Annotated in this window: 15 protein-coding genes and 2 pseudogenes; 10 read left to right on the forward strand and 7 right to left on the reverse strand. The window is 69.6% G+C overall.

All coding sequences use genetic code 11. From position 1 onward, the window contains the following. Together M4D53_RS15935 and M4D53_RS15940 are read left to right on the forward strand one after the other, a co-directional pair. A pseudogene (locus M4D53_RS15935) lies at positions 1-472 on the forward strand (relaxase/mobilization nuclease domain-containing protein); the annotation flags it as partial. A gap of 51 nt (positions 473-523) precedes the next feature. After that, the gene (locus tag M4D53_RS15940; RefSeq protein ID WP_259954997.1) at positions 524-1327 is read left to right on the forward strand and encodes a hypothetical protein; all 804 of its coding nucleotides are present in this window, start codon (positions 524-526) and stop codon (positions 1325-1327) included. Positions 1328-1376: 49 nt separating this feature from the next. Here the strand turns inward: M4D53_RS15940 and M4D53_RS15945 are convergent, their stop codons facing one another. Continuing rightward, positions 1377-1844 (reverse strand): DUF4913 domain-containing protein, encoded by a 468-nt coding sequence (locus M4D53_RS15945; RefSeq protein ID WP_259954998.1) that lies wholly within the window; start codon positions 1842-1844, stop codon positions 1377-1379. Continuing rightward, positions 1841-3628, reverse strand: a complete 1788-nt coding sequence (locus tag M4D53_RS15950) for a type IV secretory system conjugative DNA transfer family protein (RefSeq protein ID WP_259954999.1) — start codon at positions 3626-3628, stop codon at positions 1841-1843. Before M4D53_RS15950 ends, M4D53_RS15945 begins: the two co-directional genes overlap by 4 nt. Before the next feature lie 743 nt (positions 3629-4371). Here M4D53_RS15950 and M4D53_RS17550 point away from each other — a divergent pair. Further along, positions 4372-4458: pseudogene (locus tag M4D53_RS17550) on the forward strand (hypothetical protein); the annotation flags it as partial. A 735-nt stretch (positions 4459-5193) separates the two neighbouring features. On the opposite strand, the gene M4D53_RS15960 reads toward M4D53_RS17550, so the two are convergent. The 5 genes from M4D53_RS15960 to M4D53_RS15980 are packed head-to-tail and all read right to left on the reverse strand — an operon-like array spanning position 5194 to position 9937. Beyond that, positions 5194-6705, reverse strand: a complete 1512-nt coding sequence (locus tag M4D53_RS15960) for an SCO6880 family protein (RefSeq protein WP_259955003.1) — start codon at positions 6703-6705, stop codon at positions 5194-5196. Next, complete coding sequence (locus M4D53_RS15965; protein WP_259955005.1) at positions 6692-8245, reverse strand: TrbL/VirB6 family protein; 1554 nt, start codon at positions 8243-8245, stop codon at positions 6692-6694. The genes M4D53_RS15960 and M4D53_RS15965 overlap by 14 nt, the downstream gene beginning before the upstream one ends. A gap of 46 nt (positions 8246-8291) precedes the next feature. Continuing rightward, positions 8292-9038, reverse strand: coding sequence for a DUF8175 domain-containg protein (locus M4D53_RS15970; protein WP_259955007.1), 747 nt, complete (start codon positions 9036-9038; stop codon positions 8292-8294). 3 nt (positions 9039-9041) lie between these two features. After that, complete coding sequence (locus M4D53_RS15975) at positions 9042-9335, reverse strand: hypothetical protein (RefSeq protein ID WP_046746563.1); 294 nt, start codon at positions 9333-9335, stop codon at positions 9042-9044. Positions 9336-9340: 5 nt separating this feature from the next. Then, positions 9341-9937 (reverse strand): DUF6668 family protein, encoded by a 597-nt coding sequence (locus M4D53_RS15980; RefSeq protein WP_259955009.1) that lies wholly within the window; start codon positions 9935-9937, stop codon positions 9341-9343. Between the two features lie 148 nt (positions 9938-10085). Here M4D53_RS15980 and M4D53_RS15985 point away from each other — a divergent pair, with 148 nt between their 5' ends. The 7 genes from M4D53_RS15985 (at position 10086) to M4D53_RS16015 (ending at position 16037) form a co-directional block, all read left to right on the forward strand. Continuing rightward, on the forward strand, positions 10086-10343 hold the full coding sequence (locus tag M4D53_RS15985; protein WP_259955011.1) for a helix-turn-helix domain-containing protein: 258 nt from the start codon (positions 10086-10088) through the stop codon (positions 10341-10343). 132 nt (positions 10344-10475) lie between these two features. Then, entirely contained in the window at positions 10476-10898 is a 423-nt protein-coding gene (locus M4D53_RS15990; RefSeq protein WP_259955012.1) for a hypothetical protein, read from the forward strand. After that, a complete protein-coding gene (locus M4D53_RS15995) occupies positions 10898-11998 on the forward strand; it encodes a M23 family metallopeptidase (RefSeq protein WP_259955013.1) in 1101 nt (366 codons plus the stop codon). Before M4D53_RS15990 ends, M4D53_RS15995 begins: the two co-directional genes overlap by 1 nt. A 9-nt stretch (positions 11999-12007) precedes the next feature. Further along, a complete protein-coding gene (locus tag M4D53_RS16000; protein ID WP_259955014.1) occupies positions 12008-13462 on the forward strand; it encodes a MinD/ParA family ATP-binding protein in 1455 nt (484 codons plus the stop codon). Then, positions 13459-14343 (forward strand): FHA domain-containing protein, encoded by an 885-nt coding sequence (locus tag M4D53_RS16005; RefSeq protein ID WP_259955015.1) that lies wholly within the window; start codon positions 13459-13461, stop codon positions 14341-14343. Before M4D53_RS16000 ends, M4D53_RS16005 begins: the two co-directional genes overlap by 4 nt. 55 nt (positions 14344-14398) lie before the next feature. After that, the gene (locus tag M4D53_RS16010; RefSeq protein WP_082108529.1) at positions 14399-14632 is read left to right on the forward strand and encodes a hypothetical protein; all 234 of its coding nucleotides are present in this window, start codon (positions 14399-14401) and stop codon (positions 14630-14632) included. A 319-nt stretch (positions 14633-14951) separates the two neighbouring features. Then, the gene (locus M4D53_RS16015; RefSeq protein ID WP_259955017.1) at positions 14952-16037 is read left to right on the forward strand and encodes a hypothetical protein; all 1086 of its coding nucleotides are present in this window, start codon (positions 14952-14954) and stop codon (positions 16035-16037) included. Positions 16038-16079 lie beyond the last annotated feature (42 nt).

The raw sequence follows: 16079 nt of genomic DNA on the forward strand, positions 1-16079 counted from the left end.
GCGCGCCTCCGACATTCTGTCCCGGTCGGCGCAGACCTGGCGCACGCCGATCAAGCCCAAGCCGACCAGCATGGGGTCGCTCGCCGGCACGGCGATGCTCCTGGCATCGGGCGCGCGGGGCGGGCAGGGGCTCGCTGCACAGGTCATCATGATCCGTCAGCTGGCGAACCTCGCGAAGGCGGTCTACGACGCCGCACGCGCGAGCGGGGAACTGCGCCAGGCGCAGGCCATTCGGGACGCTGAGCGCGACCACCTGCGCACCGTGCACGCTCGCCTGGAGGCTTACGCGACGACCGCGCCGGCACCGGCACAGGTGGCCACGGTCGACCCGGAGCTGGAGGCGATGAAGCAGCGCATCAGCGCCGGCCGCACAGACGTCAACAAGATCGGTTCGCCGCTGCCTACCGAGCTGCCCGACCGCCCGCGCGTGAGCCCGAGCGTCAAGCAGCCGGAGCGCGGCCCCGGGCGATAGGAGGGTACGGAAATGGTGGATACAGACGGAATCGAAGAAAGCCTGGAGGGCATGGCCCGCGTTGCCGTCACGGCTGGCGCTCGGCTCGGTGAACAGCTCAGCCAGGCGATCGCACAGCGCGCCCGTGAGCTGGAGGCCCGGACGGCGACGGAGGCCCGGGACCTGCGCGACCGGTTCGAGGCCGAACGCGGCGCGGCGGTGGCCGAGGTCCGGCAGGTGCACGGGGCGGAGTTCTGGAACCAGAACGACCCTCAGCGGATCGGCCAGACGTTCGCCACGGCGCGCGCGTGGCGTGAGTTCGAGCCCGAGGCGCGCACCGCCGAGGACCGGATGAAGGTCGAGCTGCACGAGCGCTACGGCATCGACACTGACGCCCTGGACGGCGACCCGGCGAGGGTGCAGGAGTGGGTCGCTCGACTGGAGGCGGAGCGTCTCGAAAGGCTCGCCCAGGAAGAGCGACGCAAGGAGCAGGAGGACCGCGCTGACGCCGCGGTGACCCTCAGCGAGGCCGACCGGCTCGACGCGCAGGCGGCACAGGCTGAGGCGGCCGCGCAGCACGAGCCGGACCCTGCCGACCGCGACGCCGCAGCGGCTCAGGCGGGCGAGCTGCGCGACGCCTCCACAGAGACGCGCGCGGAGTCCGGCCAGGACTACGACAGCGCCGGTCGACGAGCTGCGCGCGCGGCCGAGCTGGAGGGCAAGCAGATCGACCAGGAGACGGTCGCGACGCGCATGCGCGCGGACGTCAGCCAGGGCCGGCCGGCGTCCGAGGCGGTGATCGCCGGCAAGGCGGCGAAGGCGCGCAAGACGCGCATCGGAGCCAGCGCGGGACGCACGCAGCAGCTCGGCCGCTGAGCGCACGAGAGAGGGCCGCACCCGGTGGGTGCGGCCCTCTCTCGTGCGCTCAGGCGGTAGGCGTCACGCGCTCGTCGACGAACAGCCCTTCGGGCGGCTCGACGTGCGTCAACGGCTTTCCGTAGTCGATCGCATCGGGCGACCCGTGGAAAGGGCCGTCGTCCGCCATGAGCACCCGCATGTGGTGGTCGGCGTGATCCCGCCACCACACGGACATGCCCGTCGCCGGATCGAGGCGCAGGTGCTCCCACGCCCGCCACAGTGCTTCGAGGCGCATCACGGCCTCGTCGTGCTTCCACCACTCGCCCGACCACCACGGCGCCAGCCGACCGCTCGTCTTACGCCGGTAGGCGTGCCGGAGGAACTGGTCGACGAACTCGCTGACGTTGCCGTAGACGAGCTGCGGACCGGGATCGGGTGTCTCACTGCCGGCGTCGCCGGCCGTCGCGTCAGAACCGCCGTCAGGGGCCGGCCAGGTCGTTTCTTCCTCGTCGTCCCACTCGCCCAGACCGCTCATGCTGCGCCCTCCTGCTCGAGCTGACGTTCCACCGTGGCGACTTCGGCCTCGGCCTCCGCGATCGTGCGCGAGCCTTGCGGATCGTGCGCCTTGATCGAGGCGCGAACCTTCTCCGCAAACGGCCCCGTCATCCAGGGCTTCGTGCGGATCAGTGTCGGCCGAGAACCCGACGCGATCACCACGGCGCGACCCTTCGGCATCGCGCCGAGCTCCGAGACGTCCAGAGTGCGCTCACGCTGCACTTGCTGAGACACCGAGCGGTGCCCGGTGCCCGACGACACCGACGTGCGCACGCGATCGTGCTCACCGATGAGCCGTGACAGATCCTCCAGGAATGCCGTCTCCGAGACGCCGCCGCCGTAGCACTTGACGTTCGAGGCCGACCACAGCTTGCGCATGCCGGACTCGCCCCACACGTCGACGCCCTGCGACCACGACTGCAGGATGGTCATGAGGACGATTCCCCGGCTGCCGTAGTGGCTGTAGAGGTCCGGGAGAGTCCGCCACCGGCACACGTTCGCAGCCTCGTCGAGAACGCCCAGGAGCGGCGTCGACAGGCGTCCGCCAGGCGAGTGCACGGCGAGTTCTTCGGCGGCCTCCACCACGGCGACCGTGAGCGCCGTGACGAGCGGGCCGGCGGTGCCGCGACCCTCCTTGGAGAGGCTGTAGAGCGTGCCGCCCGCGCGCACGAACGCGGCCGGGTCGAACGTCGGCCGCAGGTCGCCAGGATCGGGGACGATCCACCGGACGATCGTGCGGTTGGTCAGGCACGCCGCCATTTGCTGCGCCGTGCCGTAGATGCCGCCGCGCTGCTTGTCCGGGGCGTTGACGACGCCGGCCACCTGGTCGGCGGTCAGGTCGAAGCCGTGGGATTCCAGGATGCGCACCGGTTCTTCCTCGCTCGGCCGGGTGAGCCACCGGTACACATCCGTGATCGGGCGGCCGTCGAGAGCTGCGGCGAGAAGCAGACCGGCCAGGAGGTCCTGGCCAGCCGGGTCGAAGTAGGCATCCGTCTTAGCCCCCGGCTCACGGCTACCCGCAGCGAAGTGCTCCGCGAGCTTGGCGGCTCGCACCTCGTCCGTGACGTAGCTGAGCGGGTTCCAGTACCAGGTCGGTTCCTCCAGAGCGATGCCCTGCGGATCGAACACCCACACCGGGCCCCGCTCGGCGCGCACGTCGCGAGTCGCGTCCACGACGTCGCGCTTGTTCGACGTCACGAGAGCGGCCCCAGGTGCGTCGAGGATCGCCGGCACGGCCCGCGAGGTCGTCTTACCGGTGCGCGGCCCCCAAATGTCGATGTGCATGTCCTCCCAGGACGCGAACAACGGCTTGCCGCTGAACAGGTGCGTGCCGATGGGGACACCGGCGCTGTCAGCGACACCGAGGCGCTGCGCCGTCGCACGGGCCGACTTCTCGCTCAGCGCCTCCACGTCCCGACCGATACCCATGTACCGGGAGGCAGAGTCGACGCGCGTGCGGTTCTTCTGCCCGCCGTGACGGAGCCACAGGTACAACGCGACCAGGAGCAGCGCCGCGACGGCGAAACCGACCGCGATCCACGTCGACGCCGGCAGCCACTCGATCCGGCCCCGGAACAGGTCGATAACGACCTTGAAGGGGTCCGAGGGGAGGGTGTCGGCGGTCCCCGCCCACTGATGGGCGAGAGTGACCGACGTCCACGCTCCCACGCCCAGAACGGCCGCGCCGCCCGCGATGACGAGGACGGCGAGGCTCTGACCGGACATGCCCGCGGGATCGCGGCGGCGGTTGTTGGGCTGGTTCATGCGACGGCCTCCTCAGCGTGTGCGCGGCGGCTACGGCGGCCGACGCGGGACTGGTCGTGCCAGAGCTTGTTCGTGTCGCTCACCTGGAGCTCCACGGACGTCAGCTCGACGTTGACCGGGATGCCCGGGCGGCCACCGACCTTCACGAGGAACTTGCCGCGGCCGGGAGGCTCTGCCTCGCGCCCGGTCGCGGGGTCCCACTCAGGCGGGTCCTGCCAGCCGATGAGAAGTTCTTGCTCGGCGTTCGAGAACGGCACTGCGCTCGTGAGCTGCGGCATTTCTGCGGACGGCAGGCCGCCGCAGATGACCATGCCGGAGCGCTCGACGAAGCCCTTGGCCTTCATCCGATCGTCCTCGCTGGGGAGGGCGAGCAGGTCGCTCATCGTGTGCGAAATCATCGCCATGCCGACGCCGCGCTGACGGTTCAGGCGCGTGAGTGCGTCGACGCGATCGACCATGCCGCGGCCGGCGCGCAGCGCCCGCCACAGCTCGTCGAGGATGACGAAGTAGTGGCGGCGCGGCTCCAGGCCCGCATCCGCCAGCGCGTTCGCGACGTTCACGGTTCCGAAGCCGGCGCTCCAGCATGCGAGCAGGGTCGCCGCCTGGAGGTCCATGTCGGAGTCGTCGATCGCGCTGACGTCGTAGACCACGGGGCGGTCGCGCCGCATCGGGTTCGTCGTCGGACGAGCGAACGTCTCCCCGAGGCGGCCGCCGCCGACGAGGCCGATCAGCGACGCCTCCAGGTGTTCGGTGATCGCCTTGTACTTCTCGTCGATGCCGCGATCCAGCGCGACCTCTCTGACCTCCTTCGGGCCGTCCTGGATGACTCGCAGGAGGTCACCCAGCACGGGCACCCCGTCGTGGTGCTCATCGAGCCACTTCAGCGCTCGGTCCAGGATCGTCTCTTCGCGGTCGGTCGGCGGCTGCTGCCTGATGATCGTCAGGAGGGCGGAGACGATCGTGTGCCGACGCCCGTGGGCGTCGGCCATGACCTGAGCTGCTTCCTTCTCGAAGCCCTCTTCTCGCAGCCGTGCGGCCGCCTCGACGGCCTCGCCGGGATCGAGAACGTTCAGATACCCGCGGCCGCGGCCGAGGGTGATGATCTGCCCGCCCATCGCATTGATGAGGTCGACGTAATCCGGCTTCAAGTCGCCCAGCACGAGGGGCATCACGCCGTAGCCGGCGAGGCCCGTGGCCATGCGGCGGATGATCGTCGACTTGCCAAGACCCGGCTTGCCGAGCACGAACACGGACGGGTTGCTGATGAGCTTCGCGCGCTGGAACCAGCTGATCGGGTCGCAGCACACGGTCGCGCCCGTGTAGATGTGTCGGCCGAGCGGGACGCCGACCATCGGCGTCCCGGTGCCGATCGCGAACGGCCACAGGCCGCAGACCTGGACCGTTGTGCCGCGCCACTCGTCGGGCTGCTGCACGTAGAACGACTCACCGCGGCCGCGGCCGAGCCACCCGCGCAGGCCCGGGCGCTCGGGGCGAACGGCCGGTGCCTTCTTGGGGGCGTCGACCTTCGGCGCGCGGCGCTTCTTGGTGGTAGCCATAGCGACCTCCTACAGGTTGTTCCGCAGCTCGGCGGGAATCTTGATGTGCTTGGACAGGACGAGCCCCAGCGGGAGGGCGGCGGCAAATGCGCTGTCCTGCGAGCCGTAGACGGGCCGCAGACGCAGCCGCGCGGTCGCGCCGAGGTTGTCGATCGCGGCGACGGCATCCGCTTCCTCAGCGGGCGTACGCACCGTGGCGGTGACGAGCATCCCGAAGTTCACGAGGCCCGCACCGCTGGCCTCTTCTGCCGCTGTCGCCGCGGCCGCGCGCATCGACATGACGTCGCGCGCCTTCGCTTTGCTGTCAGCCGTGGCGCGGAACTCGGCGGCGCGCAGGTCGGCCTCGACCATCGCCGCGGCGCGAGCCGGGGAGATAGGCCGGTACAGCAGAGTGATGCGCTTGCGCGCAATGTCGCGGTGCGGGGCCAGGAGGCGGCCGAGGACGCCGGACTGGACGTTGCCGCGCGGCGCTCCCGTCATCGACCAGGTGATCGAGTGCCCGGAGTCGTGGCGGTAGCTCGCCCAATTCGCCTGAGCGGCGGACGGGCCGACGTCGTTCCAGTCCAGCTCGGGCGGCTGGCCAGCCGCGTGCGCCTCGTCGATGAGCACGGAGGCTGCCGGGTCGTATGCGACACGGATGACCTCGCAGAGCTGCTGCGCCGTCAGGGGGTGCGCAGCACCCGCCCCCGTCGCCTGGAGGGTCTGAGTCAGACCCGGCAGGCGCGATGCCAGCTCGCGCGCCATGTCGTCCGGCTTCCGGCGCTTACCGCCCTGTCGGGCGGCGGCGTTGAAGGTGATCGTCACGTACGCGCGGACGATGCTGGAGCCGGCGGGGTAGCGGTCGACGGCCTCGATGAGCATTTCGCGAGCGAACGCGGGTGCGTTCTCGTCGAGGTTCGTCTCGACCTCGCGGCGCAGGCGGGTGCCGGAGTCGGGAGCCGTCTCGATCGTCACCGTGGCCGACTCGACGCCGGCCTCATCGGCCAGGTTCGCCAGCCAGTGGCCCCAGTCGGCCACCCACACGTCGATCTGCTCGCCGTCGACGAGCGATGCCCCGGCAGGCTCCGTGCCGATCACGACGCTGTAGTTCGCCGTCGACGGGTGGAACAGCAACGCGAACGGCCGATTGTAGGAGTCGCGGTGCTCGCTGAGGCGGATCGTCGATGCGAGGCCGGGGAGCTGGTTGGTTCCCCAGGGCGTGCGGCCCGTGGGACCGGAGCGGTACACGTTCGTGCCGCGTGACCGGGCGACCCACCACCCGGCCCGGTTGGAGATCCGCGACAGCGCGTTCTTCCCGTGGGAATCACGCACCATCAGCAGGACGAGCAGCAGCAGGATCACCACGGCGGTGATCGCCGCATCCAGCATGCCGCGCGTCATCAACACGAGGACGACGACGAGCATGCCGACGAGCAGCAGACCCGTCCCGACCGCGCCGAGCCCGAGAAGTCCGGCCGACGTCGGTCGACGCCAGTTTCCATATGTGCGAGCCTGTCGGCTCGACGTCTCAACGGTTGCCACTTGGACCCTCTCCTGTCGCCTGATCGCCTAGCTTCTGTGCAGCGCCCTTCGCTGCATCGCCTACCTGTTTGGCCGCACCGACCGCTGCGCCCGCAGCGGCCCCCCACGGGCCTGCGGCCGCGCCGGCAGATGCGCCAGCGGCAGCACCACCGCCCGCAGCGGCGGCTCCACCACCAGCGGCAGCAGCGCCACCACCAGCGGCAGCTCCACCGCCCGCAGCTCCACCACCGGCAGCGGCCCCCCGACCGGCAGCAGCAGCCCCGGCCTGGCCCTGCGAACCAGCCGAGCCAGCGGACCCGGCCGAGCCGGTCGCGCCAGCCGTCGACGGGGAAGCGGTCGAGCCTCCGCCCGCACCGCCGCCGAGACGGCCGATCTGTGCTGCGCCACTCGGGACGGCAGCTACCCCGGCCGCGGCGAGCATGCCGCCTCCAGCGCCGCCTGCCATAGCCCCGACCATCGGCGTCACGAACCGCATGAGCGCCGGCAGCGCGACAAGCGCGAGCAGCATCATCATGAGGCCCGTGATGACCGAGATAAGGCCCGTGCCGTCGTCCTTGAAAACGTCGGTTCCGGCGAGCTGGAACGCGGCCGCGTAGATGATCGCCGCCGCGGGCTTGTAGAGGATGAACGCGACCAGCCAGGCCACGTTCTTGTTGAACCATCCCTTGCCCGACTCACCGCTCATCGCGGCCGCGGCCGACAGCGGGAGGATGCCCGTGAGCACCACGAGCATGCCACCACGGGCGAGCATAAGGATGATCTGCACCACCGCGACGATGATCGCGATGACGCCGAGGATGATGACGAGCAGCGCGCCCAGACCAGGTGCGCCCGCCGTGCCGGTCGTGGTCAACACCAGCAGGTTGCTGATGTTGCGGCCGAAGCACGTGCTGTCGCCGCTGGCCAGGTTGCAGTCGGTCGAGCGGTCGATGATCCACACCGAGAACGCATCGGCCGCCGTCACCAGCAGGGCGACAATGCCGACGCCGGCCCCGGCGACGACAATGAGCCGCAGAAGCCCGAAGAACACGTCCTTACCGGGTTCCGCCCGCATCGTCACCGCCATGCGGATCGCACCGACGATCGTCGCGCCGACCGCGACCGCGAGCATGATCCACCAGAGCGAGCCCTGGAGGAATGCGACCGCGCCGCCAGCCCCGACAGGACCGCTCGGGAGCAGCCCCGCCACCAGACCGGATGCGCCGCCAATCAGGATCACCGCGGCGAGGATGATGCCGAGCCGTCCTACAGCCAGCAGCCCCTCACCGCGGCGAACCTTCACGGTCGTGATCGAGGCCAGCGCGATTATCGCGATGATCGCGACCGCGTAGCCGATCCAGGTGATGTAGCCGAGCACCTGGAGGACCGGTGCAGAGAAACCGGCGTCCGCACCTGCCGCGGAGCCGCCGTCGCCGCCCGTGAGGACCGGTGTGCCAATGTTGACCCACATCGTCCCGAACGACGCGATGACCTTGCCGACGCCCTCAATGACGGCGTTCGCCATGTCCTCGATCGCGCCGCCGACGACAGAGTTCACCATGTCTTCGGCGCAGCCAACGGGGTCAAGAATTGAGCACATAGGTCGCTCACCCCTCCCAGTGGATGTAGCCGGCGAGATTCGGGAGCTGCGCAGGCCGTTCGGTCAGATCGGTTTCGGAGTAGTTCACCTTCCAGTCGCCGTCCTCCCAGATGAGGGGCATGACGATCGACAGGTAGCCGGTGTTCCCGTTTCCGGTCACCGTGACGCCGACGTCTACTCGAGCGGAGTCGCCGTCATAGCTCAGGAGGCGGAACGCCGTGACCTCGGCGCGGACTTCCGACGACACGTCCGTGGGCGGGGTGCTGAGCACCTGGTCACGGATCGGTCCCTTGGCGAGTGCAGACTCACGCCAAGGCTGGATGGTGTCGGGGTTCATCAAGTAGCCCACTCCGACAGACGCAGCCAGGGCCGCACCTTCGGGGGTACGTGCAAAGCACGTCTTGATGCCGGCGTCCGTCGTGTCGGCAGGGCCGAACTCATCGGACACCGGGAACGGTGTCGTGCCGGCGTAGTCCCAGGTCGTCGCGGGTGCCGTGTCGAGCGTGCCGCTCATCTCCACCAGGTCGAGGCCGCAGATAGACGAACCGCCCGCAGCCCCCTCCGAGGGGGCCGGGGCGGACGTCGACGACTCGGACGGCTGCGGAGCCGGCTCGGGGTCATCCGAGGACGAAACCGAGCTGACGATCCAGACCACCACGGCGGCAACGATGAGCAGGCCCACCACCACCGCCGCGGCGATCCAGCCGGGGCGGCGGAACGGACTCTGCTGAGTCGTCTCGTCGTCGAGGGACATGGGTTAACCGCCCATCAGCGCCGAGACGATACCGGCGCCGCCACCGATCAGGATGACGCCACCGAGAATCCAGCCGAGCGCGCCGGCGTGCTCGCCGCCCTCACCGCGGCGGCTGTTGAAGAACATGCGGATCGCGACAATGACGATCGCGACGCCTGCGAGGGCGAAGCCGATCCACTTGACCCAGGAGATAACGGTCGTGAAGCCGCCAGTGCCGGGAGGCTGCACGGGGCCCGGGTCCGGAATCTGGGCCGGAAGCAGTGCCGCTGCCGTGAGCAGGGTGTCAATCAGAGGCATTGGCCTCATCCTTTCTGTTGGGTGTTCGCGAGTGCGGTCAGCTCGTCGACGACGCGACGGACCTCACGCGGGGCGGCGGCCGAGTCGACTTCGCTCGTTCGCCACGTATCGATCCACGGCACCGTCCAGGTGCGCGCGTACCCGCCCGCGACGACCTGCAAGCGGTCGCGCAACGGGCGGGGAAGTCTGCCAGGGGCATCGGCCATGATGACGAGGCCGAGCAGGTCGACGCCGGGGACCAGGCGCGACGCCCACTGCTGCGCGGCCACCTGAGCGGCCGCCAGGCCCCTCAGATTCGACCGAGCGACCACAACAGCGCGGACGACCCCACCGGCCTGCTGCGGCCAGTGGTGATCCGTCACGGTCGCGCCCGGGATCAGCGCGGCCAGTGTGGACTCCCCCGCGCCGCCGTGTGCACCGACGATCCACAGAGGCGACCAATGCCCGACGTTTCGGAACGGCAGGCGGTCGGCGGCTTCGGGTGCGGGCACGCCGAGCTGCGGCGCAGTCGGACCAGTCGGAATCGCTGACCGCTCGATCAGCGGCTCAACCGGCGTCGGCTCCACAGCTGGCCGACTGACCCAGGGATTCCCTTCGCTCATCGTTATGACCCCCCCGATAATGAATTGTGGTCTCCCCCCCACACTAACCCATCTAGCACGATTGGAGCAAGATGAATATGTTTAGGTGTGTCCCCCCAACACCGAACTGTCTACCCATGTTTAGTACGATCTGTTATAGTCTGGTGGCATGCGAACAAGAGAGCACCGTGTGATGGGCGGCCCCCATGACGCGCTCGATGCCCTCTTCGCGAATCTCCCGGAGACGCTGACGGTCAAGGAGGTATCCACCCTCGTGCGCAAGACTCCGCAAGGTGTCTACAGCATGCTCAAAGCCGGGAAGATCCCCGGCTACGAGGTCGCAGGCGGGTGGATCATCATTCGCGATGAGCTGAAAGAACAGATGCGGCGGGGGTCGAGCCGGGAGCAGCAGACAACGGAGGACTGATTCATGCAACGAGTGTGGCCGGCGATCACGGCCGTAGCGCTAGTAGCGCTGACGGCCGTTGGATGCACGAACTCCAGCGATTACCCGAACACATACCCGACAGAATCTTCTTCTCCGTCGGTCACACCCAGCATGCCGAACCCTTCCGGCCTCCCGACCGTGCCGCCCGGATACGTCGACGAGGACACGGGGCAGACCATTGCCCCGGTCCCCGTCGCCACCTGGAGCGACGCAGACCGATCCGCAGCGATCGAGGCGGCGGACGCGGCTATGGCCGCGTTCGCCCGTCCCGCGCTCGACCAGGACACCTGGTGGAAGGAGCTTTCCCCGCTCCTGACTCCCCAGGCCCGCACCGACTACGCATACGTGCAAGCGTCCGTTGTGCCCGCCAGCCGCGTCACCGGCAGCGGCACGATCACCGATGACACCAGCGCCATGGTCGTGCACGTCGACGTGCCGACCGACGTCGGCCCCTACACGCTCATCCTCACCCGCCTCGACGGCGCGAGCCCCTGGCTCGTCTCCCGCATCACCCCGCCCGAGGGGGTGAACTGATGAGCGACAACGGCAAGAAGCTCACGCCTATCGTCGCGATCCTCGTGCCGGCGCTTCTGCTCGGCGGCATCCTCTCGATCCCCCTCTTCGCGGTCGCCGCGCTCGCATGCAACCCCGAGAGCGGCCCGGGAACCAGCGTCAGCATCGACCCCGATTCCGTGCCGAACATCGACGTTGGCGGCTACGGGCACGATCAGCTCGTGAACGCGGCGCACATCATCAAGGCCGGCGCGGACAAGGGCCTGGGCGTGCGGGATCAGACCATCGGCGTCATGACAGCGATGGGTGAATCCTCGCTCGTCAACATCGACTACGGCGACTGGGAGACGAACGGCGTCCGCAACCCGGACGGCTCCCCCACGACCTCGATCGGCCTGTTCCAGCAGCAGGACGGCTGGGGCACGCCCGCCGAGCGGATGGACCCCTACATCACGTCAACGAAGTTCTTCGACGCGATGGTGAAGAAGGTTCCCGATCCCGAGCGTCAGACGATCGCGCCGACCCTCGTCGCGCACCGCACGCAGGTCAACTCGAACCCGTACCACTACGAGAAGTACTGGGATACGGCCGTGCAGATCGTCGAGGCCCTCGCAGGCGTCGACACCGGGCTCACCGAAGGCACCGGCAGCCAGGTCTGCAACGGCGAAAGCCTCGTGCCCGGGACCGTCAACAAGGACGGCTGGGCCGCCCCGGCGCGCGGACCAATCAGCAGCGACTTCGGCCCCCGCGATCCGGTCATGACGCCCAACGGCCCCAGCAGCTCGTTCCACCGCGGGACAGACCTCGCCCCCGGCTGCGACGAGCCCATTTGGGCCGCACAGACCGGGACCGTCGTCGCCACCGGATTCGGCGTCGGCTACGGCAGCAACGGCACCATCATCATCGACCACGGCGGCGGTGTCACGACCGTCTACCTCCACATGTACGCAGACGGAATCCTCGTCAAGGAAGGCGACAAGGTCACCGGAGGCCAGCAGATCGGCAAAGTCGGCAACAGCGGCCAGTCCCACGGATGCCACCTGCATTTTGAAACCCACGTGAACGGCGAAGCCGTCGACCCCGAGCCGTTCATGGCCGAGGTCGGGATCACACTCGGATAGGAGACACGGATGACTAGCGAAGCAGCAAACTTCCCCCGCATCGAAGCCCTCACCCACGAGGACGGAACCGGTGCGCTCATCGTGCAGGGACGCCGACACGATGTGACCACCCCCGACGTGCACCAGACCCGCGCCCAGCTCATGCAGCTCGCGGCGGACCAGGCCCGCGCGCTCGGGCGACCCGTGAAGGTGACGACAGGCGGCGTCGAGCCGACCTATCACCTGATCGTTGACGAGCACGCCCAGGTGAGTGAGGACACCAACCCGCCCACGGCGACCACTACTCGAGGTGCGGCGCGCGCTGCGGCTGCCCAGGACGTCATCACCGACGTCCCGGCTCCCACGGAAGCTGCGCCGCCTGCAGTCGCACCGTCGCCCGCTCCTGCAGTCGCAGCCGAACCGGCTCCTGCAGTCGATGTGCCGCCGCGGCCGCCGCTGCCCGCACCGACCGCAGCGCCGGCTCCCACGGTCGCACCAGAGGCCACAGGAGCGGCCGCCTGGACGACAGAGGCTCCCGTGACCCGTCGCGAGGTGCGCACGTCGTTCCTCACCCAGGAGCAGATCGAGAAGCCCGCGACGACGGGCATTCGCGGGGCGCTCACCCGTGCCGGCATCCGCATGGCTCCCAGCGACGCAGAGCGCGCCGTGCGCGCCGACGAGCGCGCCGTGAGCCAGCACTGGCCTGGCCCGCGCACCATCGCCGTCGTCAACGGCAAGGGCGGCGCCGGCAAGACGCCCGCGACCATCCTCCTGAGCGCGACTTTCGCGCGGTACGGCGGCGCAGGCGTTCTCGCATGGGACAACAACCAGACCCGTGGCACGCTCGGGTGGCGCACCGAACAGGGTCCGCACGCCAGCACGCTGCTCGACCTCCTGCCCCACGCCGAACGGCTGCTCGGCACGGGCGCACAGGCGGCCGACCTCGCCCACTTCGTGCACCACCAGACCAGCGACCGCTTCGACGTGCTGCGCTCCAATCCCACTGCCCGGGCAAACGAACAGCGCATCACGCCGACCGACGTCGACGCGATCCACGCCGTCGCCGCGAAGTACTACCGGCTCATCTTCATCGACAGCGGGAACGATGAGAGCGACCCGATGTGGCTGCGCATGATTGACCTGGCAGACCAGCTTGTCGTCTCCACGACGACCCGAGACGATCACGCGGAAGCCGGCGCACTGCTCCTGGAGGACCTGGCGACACGCGACGCACGTTCCGCCCGTCTCGCGCGGGATGCCGTCACCGTCATCACCCAGGCCGATCCCAAGGCCACCCGTGCCGACATGCAGCACGTCGCCAACGGGTACAGCGCCCTCACTCGCGCCGCGGTGATGATCCCGCACGATCCTGCCCTCGTCGACGGGCAGATCACCTACGAGAGCCTGCGGCCCGCGACGCAGCGCGCATGGCTCGCCGCGGGCGCTGCCGTCGCCGGAGGCCTCAACGGAGCGCCGCGCGGATGACCGAAGCTCAGAAGGTCGGGACGTGGCCCCGCATCCAGGTCGAGATTCGATCCGAGGCCCAGCACGTCACTGCGGTGCTCCGCATCAACGGCGCACCGCAGGGCTGCGCCTCTCCGACCGTGGAGGGCATGCGGGCCGGCATCATCGCGCGCTGCGCCGCCCTCGCAGACACTCTCTCGCGACCCGTCGCGGTCGACGTCGACGAGGCCGGACAGCGATACCGCATCGCCGTGCGGCCCAGCGGCGTCGTCCAGCCGATCGACGCCGGAAACACGATCGCGGATGCCTCCCGGCTGACCCCCGTCAACGGCCCGTGCCGGCAGTGCCAGCAGCTCGTCGTGGTCACCGCCGCCACGTGCGGCGCATGCGGCATCGAACAGCCGCTGCGCGTGGAGCTCAGCGACACTCCCCCACGCTCTCCCGTTTCACCGCCCCCGGCGACTCAGGCCACCGTGCCCGCCGCGGTTGCCCCGGAATACCGCCGCACAGCTGCGCCGCTGCCCGAGGTCGACGAGCACACCGTGTTCGTCCGCGCACCGCGGCCGCAGCTCATCGTGCAGCTCGACAGCGGCGAGACGATCACGACTCCGGCTCCGGCCGTTCTCGGCCGCAACCCCGACGCGATCGACGGACACACTCCCGTGAAGCTCCCCAGCCCCGGCCGCGAAGTCTCGCGCACCCACGCGCTCGTCGACGTCGACGACGCCGGCAGACTCATCGTCACCGACCACGGCTCCAGCAACGGCACATACGTCGACGGCCAAGCCCTCTCGCCCCACACGCCGACGATCATCGCCGCCAGCGCACGTCTCCAGCTCGGAGACACCACCGTGCAGCTCCAGAGCCGCACCGGCCGCGAGCAACCCTCAACCCAGGGTTGACCCCCCGGCGTGTCACTCTGACGTTAACCATTGGCATAGAACTACGCTCGCTCACATGGCCCCTCGTCGACGTCCTCGCGGCTCACTGGTAGACCCAGTGCCGCTCGGCTACGTCGTCGAGCGCAGCGCGAAAGAACGGCTCGACCGCCTCGCGGATCAAGCAGCTGTCTCGTCGGCCGTGATGTTCGAGCACATCATCGAGCACCTGGAGCTGACCAGTCGCGGCCTGCCCGTGACCTGGCCAGAGCAGGAGCTTCACGACGGGGAGCTGCCTATCGACGCCGCTTAACGAGATGAGGCCCGCCAGGGGCGGGCCTCGAAACTCGAAGTGCCTCATCTGAGAAGTTTGGCGACTGGACCAGATGAAGGCGATGTGAGGAAGAACCGGCCGGGAGCCGGGGCTTCGTTGTACCTACCCATGCCAGGAAGGTGACTTCATCATAACGCCCAACGCCGCCTATTTCCACGCGCAATCGGCTCCGACACGCCGCGACGTGTCCCCCAAACGGCCGACAGGCCCCGATGCGCCCACACACCGCCGACTGACCGTCGATAGGCCACCGGCCCCACGGGGAGGCCGCGGCCCGCGCAGCCGCGGCCGAGGACTCATGCTGACGCCCCCGGAGGGCGTCTACGCCGCAGTGCCGGTCTGCCGGCCCTCCGACTGGCTGCACGCCGTGGAGTTCGCTCTGACCATCCCCAGCGTGGAGGCCCTACGCCGCCGTCTGCGCGTCGCAGGCCCCAGCACGGTACTTTCAGCCGCCCGCCAATGGGCGGCCGCCGCAGACCGCTCCACAGGCCGCGACGTCGCCATTTCCCACGCCACCGTCGCTGAGCGCATCGGCTACGCCGAAGCCACCGTGAAGCGCATCATGCGCTTCCTCTCCCGGCTCGGCCTCATCGTCGAGTGCGCCCGCGGCCGCAATCGCCTCTCCCTCGACGAGCTGGCCGAGGCCCGCGCGCTCGGCGCAGAGCACCAGCGCGCGGCCGCCTCCACACGGGCACTCACGATCCCTCACTCTGTGGACGGCACCCCCCTACCCCTCTCGGGACCAGTTAACGAAACCTCTCCCGTTACAGAGAACTCACCAAAGCGCGCCCGAGGCGCGCGAAAGGCCGGCGCTCCGCGCCGACCAGCTATGACAGGAGTGGTTGAAACGGCTGAGGCCCAGCCTCGTTGGCCATTCGCGGTCCAGCAGTTCGCCGCGCAGCTCGTCGACCGGCTGCCCCGGCTCCTGCGCACCCCCCGCGCGCAGCCGCAGCGCGTCTACGTGCGAACACCGGACGGCCGCAACGACGCCGTGTGGATCGGCGGCCGCCACATCGGCCAGGTATGCGACGCGATCGCCAGGCATCGCCTCGTCGAGCGCGGCTGGACCGCACACCAGGTCCTCGAACACGTCGACCGCTACCGTGCCGGCATGCGGGCCGACGTCGAGCCGGCCGAGCAGCGCGACCCGCTCGCCTGGCTGTTCTGGCTCATCGGCCAGACGATCGCCGTCGACGAGCTGGCACCCCGCGCTCGAGCAGAAGCCGAGCGTGAGCGCCACCGTGTCGAGTCCGCAGCCCGACGCGCTGCGGACGCCGAGCTGCGCGAGCGCATCGCGGCCCAACAGCCCGAAATTGACGCGATCCTGGCGCAAATGCACCGCCAGTTCCCGCGCACCCCGAAGGTGCGCCGGCCCAAAGCCTGACCCGCCCCACACCGAGCGGCCACCTGACCACCTGTGGACGAC

The organism is Microbacterium meiriae (assembly GCF_025143875.1).
Lineage (GTDB): Bacteria > Actinomycetota > Actinomycetes > Actinomycetales > Microbacteriaceae > Microbacterium > Microbacterium meiriae.

Excerpts from the sequence above, each read along its gene's own strand:
- M4D53_RS15980 (WP_259955009.1), bottom strand. The coding sequence starts at position 9,937 with ATGAGCGAAGGGAATCCCTGGGTCAGTCGGCCAGCTGTGGAGCCGACG.
- M4D53_RS15970 (WP_259955007.1), bottom strand. The coding sequence starts at position 9,038 with ATGTCCCTCGACGACGAGACGACTCAGCAGAGTCCGTTCCGCCGCCCC.
- M4D53_RS15995 (WP_259955013.1), top strand. The coding sequence starts at position 10,898 with ATGAGCGACAACGGCAAGAAGCTCACGCCTATCGTCGCGATCCTCGTG.
- M4D53_RS16010 (WP_082108529.1), top strand. The coding sequence starts at position 14,399 with ATGGCCCCTCGTCGACGTCCTCGCGGCTCACTGGTAGACCCAGTGCCG.
- M4D53_RS15990 (WP_259955012.1), top strand. The coding sequence starts at position 10,476 with ATGCCGAACCCTTCCGGCCTCCCGACCGTGCCGCCCGGATACGTCGAC.
- M4D53_RS15965 (WP_259955005.1), bottom strand. The coding sequence starts at position 8,245 with ATGGTGAACTCTGTCGTCGGCGGCGCGATCGAGGACATGGCGAACGCC.
- M4D53_RS16005 (WP_259955015.1), top strand. The coding sequence starts at position 13,459 with ATGACCGAAGCTCAGAAGGTCGGGACGTGGCCCCGCATCCAGGTCGAG.
- M4D53_RS15940 (WP_259954997.1), top strand. The coding sequence starts at position 524 with ATGGCCCGCGTTGCCGTCACGGCTGGCGCTCGGCTCGGTGAACAGCTC.
- M4D53_RS16015 (WP_259955017.1), top strand. The coding sequence starts at position 14,952 with ATGCTGACGCCCCCGGAGGGCGTCTACGCCGCAGTGCCGGTCTGCCGG.
- M4D53_RS15950 (WP_259954999.1), bottom strand. The coding sequence starts at position 3,628 with ATGAACCAGCCCAACAACCGCCGCCGCGATCCCGCGGGCATGTCCGGT.
- M4D53_RS16000 (WP_259955014.1), top strand. The coding sequence starts at position 12,008 with ATGACTAGCGAAGCAGCAAACTTCCCCCGCATCGAAGCCCTCACCCAC.
- M4D53_RS15945 (WP_259954998.1), bottom strand. The coding sequence starts at position 1,844 with ATGAGCGGTCTGGGCGAGTGGGACGACGAGGAAGAAACGACCTGGCCG.
- M4D53_RS15975 (WP_046746563.1), bottom strand. The coding sequence starts at position 9,335 with ATGCCTCTGATTGACACCCTGCTCACGGCAGCGGCACTGCTTCCGGCC.
- M4D53_RS15985 (WP_259955011.1), top strand. The coding sequence starts at position 10,086 with ATGCGAACAAGAGAGCACCGTGTGATGGGCGGCCCCCATGACGCGCTC.